This window comes from Janibacter sp. RAF52, assembly GCF_052114035.1.
In the GTDB taxonomy this organism is placed as follows: Bacteria; Actinomycetota; Actinomycetes; order Actinomycetales; family Dermatophilaceae; genus Janibacter; species Janibacter hoylei.
The window spans coordinates 32,208-46,450 of record NZ_JBFRDY010000003.1; the positions used below are offsets into that span (position 1 = coordinate 32,208).

The 14,243-nt window shown below is 71.8% G+C and carries 11 protein-coding genes; 4 read left to right on the forward strand and 7 right to left on the reverse strand.

Translation table 11 applies throughout. The annotated features are described in order from the left end of the window. Nucleotides 1–287: 287 nt before the first annotated feature. The 4 genes from AB4Y78_RS04605 to AB4Y78_RS04620 all read right to left on the reverse strand — a co-directional run bounded on the left by AB4Y78_RS04605 (nucleotide 288) and on the right by AB4Y78_RS04620 (nucleotide 5,678). Complete coding sequence (locus tag AB4Y78_RS04605) at nucleotides 288–2,360, reverse strand: 3-hydroxyacyl-CoA dehydrogenase NAD-binding domain-containing protein (protein WP_007925446.1); 2,073 nt, start codon at nucleotides 2,358–2,360, stop codon at nucleotides 288–290. A 2-nt stretch (nucleotides 2,361–2,362) separates the two neighbouring features. Next, nucleotides 2,363–3,574, reverse strand: coding sequence for a thiolase family protein (locus AB4Y78_RS04610; protein ID WP_040880764.1), 1,212 nt, complete (start codon nucleotides 3,572–3,574; stop codon nucleotides 2,363–2,365). Nucleotides 3,575–3,855: 281 nt separating this feature from the next. After that, the gene (locus tag AB4Y78_RS04615) at nucleotides 3,856–5,100 is read right to left on the reverse strand and encodes an HRDC domain-containing protein (protein ID WP_128277120.1); all 1,245 of its coding nucleotides are present in this window, start codon (nucleotides 5,098–5,100) and stop codon (nucleotides 3,856–3,858) included. Then, nucleotides 5,097–5,678 carry a DUF3000 domain-containing protein gene (locus AB4Y78_RS04620; protein WP_007925433.1) on the reverse strand — a complete coding sequence of 194 codons (582 nt, stop codon included), beginning with the start codon at nucleotides 5,676–5,678 and terminating at the stop codon, nucleotides 5,097–5,099. The genes AB4Y78_RS04615 and AB4Y78_RS04620 overlap by 4 nt, the downstream gene beginning before the upstream one ends. Before the next feature lie 58 nt (nucleotides 5,679–5,736). On the opposite strand from AB4Y78_RS04620, the gene hemE reads away from it, so the two are divergent. Then, nucleotides 5,737–6,804: a uroporphyrinogen decarboxylase gene (gene hemE, locus AB4Y78_RS04625; protein ID WP_282071252.1), complete on the forward strand. Its 1,068-nt coding sequence runs from the start codon at nucleotides 5,737–5,739 to the stop codon at nucleotides 6,802–6,804. On the opposite strand, the gene AB4Y78_RS04630 is transcribed toward hemE, so the two are convergent. Then, a complete protein-coding gene (locus AB4Y78_RS04630) occupies nucleotides 6,791–7,705 on the reverse strand; it encodes a DUF4349 domain-containing protein (protein WP_441715062.1) in 915 nt (304 codons plus the stop codon). The genes hemE and AB4Y78_RS04630 overlap by 14 nt on opposite strands. 99 nt (nucleotides 7,706–7,804) lie before the next feature. On the opposite strand from AB4Y78_RS04630, the gene hemG reads away from it, so the two are divergent. The 3 genes from hemG (at nucleotide 7,805) to AB4Y78_RS04645 (ending at nucleotide 11,053) form a co-directional block, all read left to right on the forward strand. Next, on the forward strand, nucleotides 7,805–9,220 hold the full coding sequence (gene hemG / locus AB4Y78_RS04635; RefSeq protein ID WP_441736892.1) for a protoporphyrinogen oxidase: 1,416 nt from the start codon (nucleotides 7,805–7,807) through the stop codon (nucleotides 9,218–9,220). After that, nucleotides 9,217–9,936, forward strand: a complete 720-nt coding sequence (gene hemQ / locus AB4Y78_RS04640) for a hydrogen peroxide-dependent heme synthase (protein ID WP_265229375.1) — start codon at nucleotides 9,217–9,219, stop codon at nucleotides 9,934–9,936. Before hemG ends, hemQ begins: the two co-directional genes overlap by 4 nt. 205 nt (nucleotides 9,937–10,141) lie before the next feature. Beyond that, nucleotides 10,142–11,053: a type IV toxin-antitoxin system AbiEi family antitoxin domain-containing protein gene (locus AB4Y78_RS04645; protein ID WP_441713093.1), complete on the forward strand. Its 912-nt coding sequence runs from the start codon at nucleotides 10,142–10,144 to the stop codon at nucleotides 11,051–11,053. Between the two features lie 105 nt (nucleotides 11,054–11,158). Here AB4Y78_RS04645 and msrB read toward each other — a convergent pair whose 3' ends face one another. Continuing rightward, complete coding sequence (msrB, locus tag AB4Y78_RS04650) at nucleotides 11,159–11,584, reverse strand: peptide-methionine (R)-S-oxide reductase MsrB (protein ID WP_441713261.1); 426 nt, start codon at nucleotides 11,582–11,584, stop codon at nucleotides 11,159–11,161. A 105-nt stretch (nucleotides 11,585–11,689) separates the two neighbouring features. After that, entirely contained in the window at nucleotides 11,690–14,140 is a 2,451-nt protein-coding gene (locus tag AB4Y78_RS04655) for a lamin tail domain-containing protein (protein ID WP_441713094.1), read from the reverse strand. Between the last annotated feature and the right edge of the window lie 103 nt (nucleotides 14,141–14,243).

Genomic DNA, 14,243 nt, shown 5'->3' on the forward strand with positions numbered 1-14,243 from the left:
CATCACCACATCCCATGACAGCGTAAGCATCGCACGGCTTGAACTGTGCCTGGACCGCGTCGGGGGTCGGCCTGGTCGTTCACCGCGTGCAGCAACCCCTCGACCCGGACGGCGCGGCGTCGCTGGTCACCGTCAGGCCCCTCGGCCCTTCGTCACGTCGAACGACCGTGGTCCTCGCAACTCCTTAGACGCAGGAGTTGCGAGGACCACGAGAAGCGAAGGTCGTCGTCGGGACCTCCCCTTCGACATGCCGGAAGCCGGTCAGGCCTCGTCATGCTGCCAACGCATCAGGCCGGGACGCTGGCCACACCCTTCGGCAGGAAGCGCTGCCCGGTGACCTTCTCCGAGACGCCCTCACGGTCCAGGAGCGGCGTGAGGCCACCGTTCCAGAACTGGAAGCCGGCGCCGGTGATCATCGCGAGGTCGATGTCCATCGGGGCTTGTGCGACACCGTCGTCGAGCATCGTGCGCACCTCCTCGGCGAGGACGCCGAGGACCCGCTCGCGGACCTGCTGGGCGGTGAGCTCGACCGGCGACTCGGGGGCGGTGAGCAGTTCGGCCACACCCTCGTCGTCGTAGGAGCGCTTGCCGGCCTCGACGAGCGCCTTGAGGTTGGGCGAGACGTAGAAGCGCTCGCCGAGCTCACGGTGCAGCGTCTCGCTGTTGTGCAGCGCGATCGCCGGGCCGACGAGCCCGACGAGGACCAGCGGCGGCATGGGGGCCAGGCCCGCGATGCCCTCGTTTGCGACCTCGACCGGAGTGCCCTCGTCGACGATCTTGGAGAACTCGCCCATGAAGCGGCCGAGCAGTCGGTTGGCGATGAAGGAGGGGCTGTCCTTGACGAGGATGCAGGTCTTCTTCAGGCCCTTGCCGGTGGCGAAGGCCGTCGCGAGCGCCGCGTCGTCCGTCCGCTCGCCCGGGATGATCTCGAGCAGCGGCATGACGGCCACCGGGTTGAAGAAGTGGAAGCCCACGACCCGCTCCGGGTGCTCCAGGTCTGACGCCATCTCGGTGATCGACAGCGACGAGGTGTTGGAGGCGAGCACGCACTCGGGCGTGACGACCTGCTCGACCTCGGCCCAGACCTTCTTCTTGACGCCCAGCTCCTCGAAGACGGCCTCGATGACGAAGTCCGCGTCGGCGAAGCCCTCCTTGCTCGTGGAGCCGGTGATGAGGGCCTTGAGCTGGTTGGCCTTGTCCTGCGTGATCTTGCCCTTGGCGAGGGACTTGTCGATCTCGCCGTGGACGTAGGCGACGCCCTTGTCCACGCGCTCCTGGTCGAGGTCGGTCATGATGACCGGCACCTTGAGCGAGCGGATGAAGAGCATCGCCAGCTGGCTGGCCATGAGACCGGCGCCGACGATGCCGACCTTGCCGACCGGGCGGGCCAGCGACTTGTCGGGGGCACCCGCCGGTCGCTTCGCGCGCTTCTGCACGAGGTCGAAGGAGTACAGGCCGGCGCGCAGCTCGTCACCCATGAGGAGGTCAGCCAAGGCCTCGTCCTCGGCGGCGAAGGCGGCGTCGCGCTCAGCGGTGCGCGCGGCCGTGACGAGCTCGATGGCCCGGTAGGGCGAAGGGGACTTCCCCGCGGTCTTCGCGTCGGCCAGCTGCGTGGCGGCCGCGGCGGCGGCCTCCCAGACGGCGGCGTCGTCGCTCACCGGCTCGCGCTCGACCTTCGTCTCGCCGGTGAGGACTCCAGCCGCCCAGATGATCGACTGCTCGAGGAAGTCGGCCCCGTCGAGGAGCGCGTCGGCGAGGCCGAGCTTCGCCGCGGCCGGGCCGTTCAGCATCCGGTTGGTGTTGAGCGGGTTCTCGACGATGACCTTGAGGGCCTTCTCCGGGCCGACGAGGCGGGGGAGCAGGTAGCAGCCGCCCCAGCCGGGCACGAGACCGAGGAAGACCTCGGGCAGCGCGATGGCCGGCACGGCCTTGCTCATCGTGCGGTAGTCGCAGGCCAGCGACAGCTCGACGCCGCCGCCCATCGCCGCGCCGTTGACGAAGGCGAAGGTCGGCACCGGCAGGTCCATGACCGCCGCGTAGGCGGCGTGGCCGGCGCGGGCGATCTCGAGGGCCTGCTCACGGGAGGCGACGCCCGGGACGCCGGAGAGGTCGGCGCCGACGGCGAAGATGAAGGGCTTGCCCGTGACGGCGACGGCGACGATCTCGCCGGCCTCCGCGCGCTGCTGCAGCGTCTCGACGGCGGCGCTCAGACCGGCCATGCCCTCGAGGCCGAAGGTGTTGGGCTTGGTGTGGTCGTGGCCGTTGTCCAGCGTGATGAGGGCCAGCGTGCCGCCGTCGGCGGGGAGCTGGACGTCCTGGACGAGGGCGCGGGTGACGACCTCGGGCTTGGGCTCGCTCATGCTCAGTTCTCCTTGCCGTAGTCGGCGTGGTGCGGGTTTTCCCAGATGACGGCGCCACCCATGCCGATGCCGATGCACATGGCGGTCATGCCGTAGCGGACGCTCGGGTCCTCGGCGAACTGGCGGGCCAGCTGGGTCATCAGACGCACGCCGGAGGAGGCCAGCGGGTGGCCGGTCGCGATGGCACCGCCGTAGCGGTTGACCTTGTCGGAGTCGTCGGCGATGCCGAAGTGCTCGAGGAAGGCGAGCACCTGCACGGCGAAGGCCTCGTTGAGCTCGAAGAGGTCGATGTCGTCGATGGTCAGGCCGGCCTTGGCCAGGGCCTTCTCGGCGGCGGGGACCGGGCCGTAACCCATGACCTCCGGCTCGACGCCGACGAAGGCGAACTCGACCAGGCGCATGCCGACGGGCAGACCGAGCTCGTGCGCGGTCTCCTCGGCCGCGAGGATGCAGGCCGTCGCGCCGTCGTTGAGGCCGGCCGCATTGCCGGCGGTGACGTTGCCGTGCGGGCGGAAGGGGGTCTTCAGGCCCTTGAGGGACTCGAGCGTCGTCTGCGGGCGCGGCGGCTCGTCGGCGGTGGCCAGCCCCCAGCCCTTGTCGGCGTGACGGGTGGCGGTCGGGACGAGGTCGGGCTGGATCTTGCCGTCCTCGTAGGCCTGGGCGAGCTTGCGCTGGCTGTTGACCGCGAACTCGTCCGAGCGCTCCTTGGTGAGCGTCGGGTAGCGGTCGTGCAGGTTTTCGGCCGTCTTGCCCATGACGAGCGCGGAGGGGTCGACGAGCTTTTCGGCGACGACGCGCGGGTTGGGGTCGACGCCCTCACCCATGGGGTGACGGCCCATGTGCTCGACGCCACCGGCGACGGCGACGTCGATGGAGCCGAAGGAGATGGCGCCGGCGATGTTGGTGACCGCGGTCATCGCGCCGGCGCACATGCGGTCGACGGAGTAGCCGGGGGTGGTGTTGGGCAGGCCCGAGAGGAGCGAGGCCATGCGGCCCAGGGTCAGTCCCTGGTCGCCGATCTGGGTCGTCGCGGCGATGGCGACCTCTTCGACCCGCTCCGGCGGCAGCTCGGGGTGGCGGCGCATGAGCTCGCGGATGCAGTTGATGACCAGGTCGTCGGCGCGGGTCTGGGCGTACATGCCCTTCTCCCCGGCCTTGCCGAACGGCGTGCGAACGCCGTCGACGAAGACGACCTCACGTGAAGTGCGGGGCACGGTGGGCCTCTCTGTCGTGGTGCAGGAGCAGCCGGGTGGTTCCACCCGACACCTCTGAGGCTACTAAGCGCTTGCTCACCTGCGACAGATGCGCCTCGCGTGACCCCGCCCACGTTCCCCGTCCGGCCCGCTCCCTGAGGAGGCCGCCTGCGGCCGTCTCGCCCATCCGCTCTCTGAGGAGGCCGCCTGCGGCGTCCCCCTCGCTCCCTGAGGAGGCCGCCTGCGGCCGTCTCGCCCATCCGCTCCCTGAGGAGGCCGCCTGCGGCCGTCTCGAAGGGAGGTCAGGCGTCGGGGTGGGCGGCGAAGGCGTCGGCGAGCATCGGGGCGACGATCTCGCGCTGCCAGGGGCGCACGCCGTGCTCGGCGAGGGCCGCGGCGAAGGCCTCGGGGGTGCGCTCGGCGGGCGGGGACCACACGGCCCGGCGCAGGGGGTCGGGGGAGCAGACGTTTTCGATGGGGATGGTGTGCTCGGCGGCGAAGTCGCCGAGGGCCTCCCGGGTCTGCGTCAGCCGCTCGGCCGCGAGGGGGTCACGGTTGGCCCAGGACCGCTGGGGCGGGGGACCGTCCGAGCGGACCGACGCAGGCGGCAGCTCCGCGTCGGGGAGCGTGCGGGCGCGGGCGACCGCGTCGAGCCAGGCGCGCTGGTTGCGCTGGATCGCCCGGTGGCCGCGGGGCAGGTCACCCGGTCCGCTCGGGTTGGCCTGGGCGATCTCGACGAGTGCGGTGTCGGGGATGACCCGGCCGGGCGAGGTGTCGCGGTCGCGAGCGATCCGGTCCCGCTCGTACCAGAGCTCACGCACCGTCGCGAGGACCCGCGGCTGGCGGATCTTGTGCAGGCCGGAGGTGCGTCGCCACGGGTCCTCCTTGACCGCGGGGCGCCACGACAGCAGCGCCTCGAACTCCTGCCGAGCCCACTCGCTCTTGTCCTGCGCGGCCAGGTCGATGCCCATGAGGTTGCGCACCTCGGTGAGCACCTCCACGTCGAGCGCGGCGTAGCGCAGCCACGGCTCGGGCAGCGGCCGGGTGGACCAGTCGACGGCCGAGTGCTCCTTGGCCAGGCTGATGCCGAGGTAGTGCTCGATCACGGCGGCGAGGCCGACGCGAGGCAGGCCGAGCAGCCGTGCCGCGAGCTCGGTGTCGAAGATCTGCCGGGGTCGCAGCCCGAGGTCGCCGAGGCAGGGCAGGTCCTGCGTCGCGGCGTGGAGGATCCACTCGCCGGTGCCGATGGCCCGGTCGAGGGGGGTGAGGTCGGGCAGGCCCACGGGGTCGATGAGCCACGTGCCCGCGCCCTCGCGGCGCACCTGCACGAGGTAGGCGGCCTGGCCGTAGCGGTAGCCCGAGGCCCGTTCGGCGTCGAGCGCCACCGGGCCGTACCCCTCGGCGATGGCTGCCGCGCAGGCGTCGAGCTCGGACTCCTCGGTGATGACGGCGGGCACGCCGTCCGCGGGCTCGCGCAGGACGGGCAGGGGAGCGGGCTCCTCCGCGGTCGGTGCGCTCTCGGTGTCGTCCGGTGGTGTGCTGCTCAACGGCGCCGCCCCGGCAGGGCCACGACCCCCGAGGGGAGGGGCGGCAGACCACCCACGGTGCCGAGCATGTCGACCCAGGCCTCGAGGTGGACCCCGACGGCCGGGCCGGCGGGCGTCCACGACGCGCGGATCTCCATGTCGACGTCCGGCTCACGGTCGTCGAGGTCGCCGAAGGACTCCGACACCACGCGCGTGACCGTCCCGGCGAGGTTGATCGGCTCGATGCCGTGCGACTCGAGCGCATCGGTCAGCCACGACCAGCCGACGGCACCGAGCATCGGGTCGCTCGCCACCTCGGCCTCGAGCTCGGCGCGGGCGAAGGTCACGACCCGCCAGGCGCCGGACCACGGCTCGGGCTCCGAGGGGTCGTGCAGCAGGACGAAGCGACCCGTGGCGATGTCCTCGTCGTCGCTCGGGTCGACGATGTCGGCCGTCATCGCGACGGAGTGCGGGGCGAGTCGGGAGGGAGCGGGGACCTCGGTCAGCCGCACCTCGGGGCGCAGGCGCGCCTCGTGCAGGCTGCGCAGGGCGTGCGCGAAGTCCGCAGACTGCGCCTCGGAGAACTCTCGGGTGGCCACCCAGCGAGAGTAGGTGCGTGCGGGTGATATGCGCGGGAGGGCACGCCGAAGCCGGCCGATGCTCCCGTGGGAGGATGCGGCCGTGACGAACTCCGCCGACCCCTCCCACAGTCCTCTCGTCCGCGCCGCGCGCGGTGAGTCCGTGCCGCACACCCCCGTGTGGTTCATGCGGCAGGCCGGCCGCTCCCTCCCTGAGTACCGCGAGATCCGTCGTGGCACGGACATGCTCGAGGCCTGTCGCACGCCGGACCTCGTCACCGAGATCACCCTGCAGCCGGTGCGTCGTCACCGCGTCGACGGCGCCATCTTCTTCTCCGACATCGTCGTGCCGCTCCAGGCGGCCGGGGTCGACATCGACATCGAGCCTGGGGTGGGCCCGGTGCTCGACGAGCCCTTCGCCTCCCGCGAGGACCTCGAGCGCATCCCCGAGCTGACGCCGGACATGATCCCCGACATCGCCGAGTCGGTCCGGCGGATCGTCCTCGAGCTCGGGGGCACGCCCCTCATCGGCTTCGCCGGCGCCCCCTTCACCCTCGCGTCCTACCTCATCGAAGGGGGTCCCAGCCGCAACCACGAGCTCACCAAGTCGCTCATGCACGGCGACCCCGAGCTGTGGCACGACCTGTGCACCCGCCTGTCGCAGATCTCCGCGGCCTTCCTCAAGGTGCAGGTGGAGGCGGGGGCGAGCGCGATCCAGCTCTTCGACAGCTGGGCCGGCTTCCTCTCGCGCGCCGACTACCGCGAGTACGTCCTGCCGCACAGCCGCGCGACGCTCGGCGCGCTCGCCGACGCCGGGGTCCCGCGCATCCACTTCGGGGTCGGTACGGGCGAGTTGCTCACCGACATGGCCGGTGCGGGCACCGAGGTCATCGGCGTCGACTACCGCGTCAACCTCGCGGACGCCATCGCCCGCGTCGGTGGCGACCAGCCCGTCCAGGGCAACCTCGACCCGGCGTTGCTCTTCGCCCCGTGGGAGGTCGTCGAGCGCGAGGTGCGGCGCATCCTCGACGAGGGACGCGCCGCACCCGGCCACATCTTCAACCTCGGCCACGGGGTCCTGCCCGACACCGACCCGGTCGTCCTGACCCGCGTCGTCGAGCTGGTCCACGAGGTCAGCGCCCGGTAGCCGCCCTCGCGGTCCGGCGCCGGCGGCGCAGCCACCAGCCGAGCGGTGCCAGCACCACGGCGAGCACGACGGCGAAGGGAGTGACCGCGCCCAGCACCGTCAGCGCCACCGTCATCGAGTCGGTGAAGGCACCCCAGCCCGCCTTGAGCCCGGCCACGAAACCGGTCGCGTCCTCGGGCTCGTCGTCGGCCTCGGGGCGCTCGGTCGACAGGCTGACCGTGATGGGGGCGGTGGCCGTGCGCTTCTCGAGGGCCTTCTGCTGACTCGTCATCGACTCCAGATCGGCCTCGCGGGTCGCGAGCTCGTCCTCGAGGGTGACGATCTGGTCGAGGTCCTCGGTGCTGTCGATGAGCTTGCGCAGGCGCTCGACGGCCTTGGTCTTGGTCTTCACCCGCGCGGCGGTGTCGGTGTACTGGGTCGTGAGGTCCTCGGCGCTGCTGCTGCGCTTGGTGACCTCCCCGATCTCCGCCAGGTCGGTGGTCGTGGAGTCCAGCTTCGTCACGGGGACCGTCACGGTGATCTCGGCCCACGCGCGTCCACCGGGGTAGGTGGCGGTGCGGGAGTCCTCGGAGGAGACGTAGCCGTCGGCCGTGCGTGCCGCCGAGCGCACCTGGGCGGAGGCCTTGTCGATGTCGTCGACGGTGATGGAGAGGTTGACGGTCCGGGCGACCTTGGCATCGGTGGGCGCCTGGCTGCCGCTCGAGTCCGTGCTGCTGTCGTCGGAGTCCTGCCGGGCCGAGCCCGGCTCGGCGCTGCCCCCGGCGGACTGCTCGGAGGCAGCGGTCGTCGACTGCGTCTGCGGCGCGTGGTCGCTGCTCGTGCGGTCCCCGCCGCTGCACCCGGCGAGGGCCACCCCGCTGGCCGCGAGCAGTGCGGCCCACCTCATGTGCGTCCTGGTCATGGTCCTTACTCCCTGCTCTGCGCCGGGCCCCTCCCGGCGTCGTCGAAGGGTCTGACGGCGGCGGGAGGCGATCGGTTCCCTCGTGGGAGAATTGGGTCCATGGGTCACCGGGTCGTCGTCGTCGGGGGAGGGCTCGCCGGCCTCGCCACCGCCCACCACCTGCTGCAGGGTCACCCCGGGCTCGAGATCACCGTGCTCGACGGGGGCGACCGCTTCGGCGGCAAGGTGCGCCAGCACGACGTCGGTGGGGTGATGGTCGACGTCGGCGCGGAGTCCGTCGTCGCCAGCAGCGTCGCCGCCCGTGACCTCTTCACCGACCTCGGGCTGGCAGAGCAGGTGGTGCACCCCGAGCCGGTCCCCGCCGCCATCTGGTCCCGCGGCCGGCGCTGGCCGGTCCCCGGCCGCACCTTCATGGGGGTGCCCGGCCCGGGCAGCGACCTCACCGGCCTGCTCGACGAAGGGGAGGCCGCCCGCGCCGCGCAGCCGGCTCCCTTCGTCCTCGACGAGGGGGACCTGACGGTCGCCGACGCGGTCGGCCGGGTGTGGGGGCGCGCTGTCGTCGACCGGGTCGTCGAGCCGCTGCTCGGTGGTGTCTACGCCGGTCGGGTGGAGCGGCTCTCGCTGCGCTCGACGATGCCGGCGCTGTGGGCGGCCCTGGCCGCGGGCGGGCCCGCGGACCGTGCCGTGGCGGGGCTGCTGCCGACGCCCACGACGACACCGCGGCCGCGGGTCATGGGGCTGGGCGGGGGCATCGGCACGCTCGTCGAGGCACTGCGCCACGCGCTCGTCGGCGCGGGGGCGCGGCTGCTCGACTCGACGATGGTGCGGCGCCTGGAGCGCACGCCCACCGGGTGGCGGGTCATCGCCGGGGCGACGAACGCCGAGGTCGCCCACGAGGCCGACGTCGTCGTGCTCGCGACCCCGGCCACGCCGACCTCCCGCCTGCTGGCCGGGCACGTCCCGACGGCTGCCACCGCGCTCGCCGGCATCGACTACGCCTCCATGGCGGTGATGACGGTCGCGCTGCCGGCAGACCAGACGCCCGACCTGCCGGGCAGCGGCTTCCTCGTGCCGGCGGTCGACGGGCGACCGATCAAGGCGAGCACCTTTTCGGCGTCGAAGTGGGCCTGGGTCCGGGAGGCGAGCACCGATGTCGTGCTGCTGCGGGCCTCGGCTGGCCGTGCCGGCGAGGTCGCCTCCGTCCAGCGTGACGACGACGACCTCGTCCGGGGCGCCCTCGCCGAGATCTCGAGCGCCGTCGGCGCGCCGCTGCCCGCACCCGTCGACCAGCACGTGCAGCGGTGGGGCGGCGGTCTGCCGCAGTATGACCTCGGGCACACTGGGCGGGTCGCCGCGGTGCGCTCCGCGGTCGCGCAGCTGCCCGGTCTCGAGGTGACCGGCGCCGCCTACGACGGTGTGGGCATCGGCGCGGTGCTCACCGGCGCGGCCACGACCGCCACGACGATCCTCGACGCACTGACCCCTTCGTCCACCACTGAAATGGAGCCTCGATGACCACCCGGCCCGCCCCCGTCAAGCCCACGCGTGAGCAGCTCGAGGCGATCAACAGCAGCGTCCACTACGCGATGTTTTCCGCCTTTGCGCTCGTGACCCCTGTCGGCGACGACGACCGCGACGCGATCGCGCAGGAGGTCGAGGCGCTCTTCGCCGAGCTCACCGAGGGCGGCGTGCGCATCCGCGGCGTCTACGACGTCGCCGGCCTGCGCGCCGACGCCGACATCCTCGTGTGGTGGCACGCCGACGACATCGAGCTGCTCCAGGACGCCTACAAGCGGCTGCTGCGCACCGAACTCGGCGCCCACCTCGACCCGGTGTGGTCCAACGCGGCGGTGCACCGGCAGGCGGAGTTCAACCGGAGCCACGTGCCGGCCTTCATGGCGGGGGAGGAGCCGCGCGACTACGTGTGCGTCTACCCCTTCGTGCGGTCCTACGACTGGTACGTCCTCGATGACAAGGACCGTCGCTTCATGCTCGCCGAGCACGGCGCCATGGCCAAGGACTACCCGGACGTGCGGGCCAACACCATCCCGGCCTTCGCTCTCGGCGACTACGAGTGGATCCTCGCCTTCGAGGCCGACGAGCTGCACCGCATCGTCGACCTCATGCGTGAGCTGCGCGCCTCCAAGGCCCGCCTGCACGTGCGCGAGGAGATCCCCTTCTTCACCGGCCCGCGGGTGAGCGTCGAGGCGCTCGTCGCCGGCCTGCGCTGACCTGGGCGCGGGGCGAGGTCCCACCTGCCTCACGATTTCCGGGTCACCCGATAATCCCCGACTTCGCAAGAGTCCCAAACCCTTGCGAAGCCGGGGTTTGTCTTGTCGAGTGGCTCCGTCCACAACCTCGCTCCCTGGAGGGGTGGGGTCCACAAGTTCGATCGTCCTTCCGGGGCTACGGCGGCTGCCGGCCAACGCTGGTGGCATGAGAGAAGTCAGCGGTGCTCCCTTCGCCCAGCTCGTCGCCATGCCCGACGGCATCTTCACGCGACAGGACGCGTTGCGCCACGGGGTGACGGACGAGGTCCTGACCGCCGCAGTTCGCCGAGGCGTCATCGCGAGACTGTGTCGAGGCGCCTACACGGTCCCTGGTCCACGGACGAAGGGGGAGGACCGCCGCCTCATCGCGATGGCGGCACTGCGCCTCTACCCGGACGCCATGCTCTCCGGGGCTACGGCGGTCGCCGCGCACGGGATCCCGTTGTTCGAGGTCCCGCTCCTGCCGGTCGACGGGGCCCGTCCGATTATGCGAGAGGCCGGCACACGGCATCTGCGGTTCCGTCCTACCCACGTCCCCCCGGCCAAGACCCCGTGGGGGCCGGGACAGCCACTACCCGACGCGCTCGTGCAGCTGAGCATGGACCACGGAGTCGTCGCAGGAGTTGCCTCCATCGACGCCGCGCTGCACGCAGAGTCCGTGACGCGGGCCGACCTCGAGCGGGCCTTTGCCCGCGTCGCCCGGTGGCCACACAGCTCGCGAGCGCGGTGCGCCCTGGCGTGGGCGGACGAAGACGCCGAGTCGTTGGGCGAGAGCGTGACTCGCGTGATCTTGCTGGGCGCAGGGTTCTCGGTGACCTCGCAAGTGCGGATCGCGGAAGTCGACGGAGACTTCATCGCCAGGGTCGACCTCGGCATCGAGGGCACCAACGTCCTGCTCGAGTTCGACGGCAAGGTGAAGTACACCGACGGCGGGCCGGAAGCGCTCTTCCGAGAAAAGAAGCGCGAGGACCGGATCCGACGACGCGGCTATGTCGTCATCAGGGTCGTGTGGGCAGATCTCTTCCACCCCGAGCGAATCGTGCGAGCCGTCACGGAGGCTCTCGCGAACGCTGCGTGACCACTGAGCAAGACAAACCCCGGCTTCGCAAGGGTTCGAGACTCTTGCGAAGCCGGGGATTATCGGGTGACCCGGAAATCGTGGGGCGGGTGAGGTACCAGCCCCTCAGCCCTGGGCGGGGCGCAGGGTCATCGAGATCGAGTTGATGCAGTAGCGCTGGTCGGTCGGGGTCTCGTAGCCCTCGCCGTCGAAGACGTGACCCATGTGGCTGCCGCAGTTGGCGCAGCGGACCTCGACGCGCGGGCGGCCGGGCAGGGAGTCGTCCTGCACGTACTCGACCCGGTCCTCGGCGAGCGGGGTGTAGAAGCTCGGCCAGCCGCAGTGGCTCTCGAACTTCGTCTCGGAGGTGAAGAGCTCGGACCCGCAGGCGCGGCAGGCGTAGACGCCCTCGGTCGTGGTGTCGGTGTACTCGCCGGTGAAGGGCCGCTCGGTCCCGGCGGCCCGCAGCACGGAGAACTCGTCGGGCGAGAGCTCCTCGCGCCACTGCTCGTCGCTCTTGGTCACCGCGTAGTCGCGGCCGGTGGACTCCATCATCGTCAGGCTCCTCGTCGATCGGTGTGCTCATCATGCAACGCAACGGCCCCCGCAGATCATCCGGGGGCCGTCGCACGCCGCGGTGGGCGAAGGGAGGTCAGCTCACTTCTTCAGGTCGAGGTGGACGACCTGCGGGTCGTGGTCGCTGTCCTGGTCGGCGAAGGGGGAGTTGGTGTGGACGATGTCGTAGGTGAAAGCCGGCCGCTTGCCCTTGCCGTGACCCTTGCCGGGGTACCCGGGGCGCCACGGCCCGTTGACCTTGCCCTCGAGGGTGGCGAGCGAGGGCGAGAGCAGGATGTGGTCGAGCACCTGGCTGTTGCCGTCGTAGACGTAGGTCCAGCGCTCCGACTCCGGCAGGGTGCGCGGCAGGTCGGTGAGGGCCTGGGTGCCGGACCCCTCGAGGATGTCGGTGAGGACGTCCGTCGTCTGGCTGAACTCGAAGTCGTTGACGTCACCGGCGACGACGAGCTTGGCGTCGGGGTCGGCAGCCAGGAGGTCGTCGGCGAGGCCGCGGACCTCTCGTGCCTGGGCGTGGCGGGCGTCCTCGCTCGAGCGGACCGGCTGCTGCCAGCGGCCGAAGAGCGGGTCGTCGCCCCCCTTCGAGCTGAAGTGGACGGCGGCGACGAAGACCCGCTCACCACGGAAGCGGTACTCACCGATGAGAGGCTTGCGCGAGTCGGCGAAGGCCTGCGAAGCGGGTGCGATCCGGCCGGGCGACTCGGTGAGGTGGGCGCCCTTCCTGTCCTTGACGACCGTGGTCGCGCGGTCGGCCGCGCCGCTGCTGCGCTCGATGAAGTCGATGTCGCGATCCGTGCGGTGGAGCAGCACGTTGCGGATGTTGCCGCCCGGCTGACCACCGTCGGCCTTGTCCTGCGGGTCGACCCAGTTGGCCTCGTAGCGGGGGCCGCCCTGCGCCTCGATGGCGGCGATGAGCCGGTCGGTCGTCGCCGAGGAGTCGACGGTGCCGTCGTCGGTCGGGCCGCTGTTGTCCTGGACCTCCTCGACGGCGATGACGTCGGGGCTGCGCAGGTTGGTGACGATCTGGCCGGCGAGCCGGTCGAACTTGCTCTGCTCATTGCTCGGCGACAGGTTTTCGACGTTGAAGGAGGCCACGGACAGCTCGCGCGGGTGCTGCCGTCCCGTCACCTCGCGCTCGAGACCGCCGTCCTCGACGGTCGGGACATGCGTCGCGAGCAGCTTGAAGTTGGCGAAGGAGTAGTCGAGCGGCCCGGCGACGAGCCCCGGCAGCCGGTCGCGGACGTCGGCGTCGGGGAGCGAGCCGCTCGGCAGGAGCACGTCGTCGACGAGGACTCGCATCGCATTGGGCTGGTCGTAGCCGCCGTAGACGACACCACCGGCGGACGACCGGGTCGCCTCGACGCCGGTCCCGGGGACGACGGGGATCTCGTAGCCGGTCGGTCCGACGACCTGGGCGTCGCGCACGCCGACCCGCATGCCCTCCATCGACTCGTAGAAGTCGATGGCGTCCCTGTCGGGGCGGAAGGCCGCGTCGGCGTACTCGACGCTCTTGGGGTCCTCGGCGTCGACCGTCTGCTGGGGAGCGGTGCGGTCCTCACCGAGGACGACCGCCTCGGGCACGGCGCCGGTGCCGGTCTGGGTGACCACGGGGGAGACGATCTCGGTCGTCGTGAGGTTGTCCCACCCGCCGGAGCCGCCCGGGCGGAACTCGTCGACGACCCCGTCGACGCTCACGGTGTCACCGACGGCGACGGTCGGCGTCGAGCGCGTGTAGACGAGGACCGCCTCGGAGGTCGCGTCGTCGTCGTCCGGCGTCGTGCTCTGCAGCCAGAAGCCGGAGGACGAGACGGCCGTGACGACGCCCTCGACGTCGTTGACCTTGGACCCGTCGAAGGGGGAGAGGTGGTGGCGCCCCTGGATCTGGGCGATGGTCTCGGGCTCGTCGACGGGCGGCTCCTCGCCGTCGTCGGGGGCGCAGACGACCGAGGTGGTCGACGAGTTCTGCGGGGTCGGGGCGCCCACCGTGAAGTCCGCGGCGTTGTTGTCGGTGTCGACGCACACGTCCGTGCGGGCCACCGAGGTGGCGTTGTCGGTGGCGTCGGCGGGGCCCCCTTCGGCCGTCGTGGCGGAGCCCCAGCCGAGCCGGTCGGCGACCTGACCATCGGGGCGCACGACCTCGACGCGGGCACCGGAAGAGGACATCGGGACCCTGCCCGTCGCGTCGGGCGCCGGCAGCGCGGGCAGGGAGGAGTTGGCGCCGTCGGCCTGCTGGACGAGGTAGCGCCCGCCGGCGACGACCGTGCCCGACAGGGGAGTCGTCTGCGGCGTGGTGCCGCTCGCCGAGTAGTAGCGCAGGGTCCAGCCGGTGAGGTCGACGTCCTCCTGCGCGCGGTTGGCGAGCTCGACGAAGTCGCTGCGGTAGACGGCGCGGGAGTTGCCGCCGCCTCCGTAGGCCTCGGCGATGACGAGGTCTGGCGATGCGGCGGAGGCGCTCGGGGCGGTGACGGCGAGGCCGGCGACGGCGAGAGGCGCGGCGGTCAGTGCCGCGAGGGCGCGGCGGCGACGAGAGGGCATGGGTGGCTCCTGGGAGGGACGGGCGTGGCTCCCAGCAACCTAGGTCGCCTCGGCACCGCGCGCAGCGCGAGCCGGTGAACGTCGCGTGACGATCACCCGACGG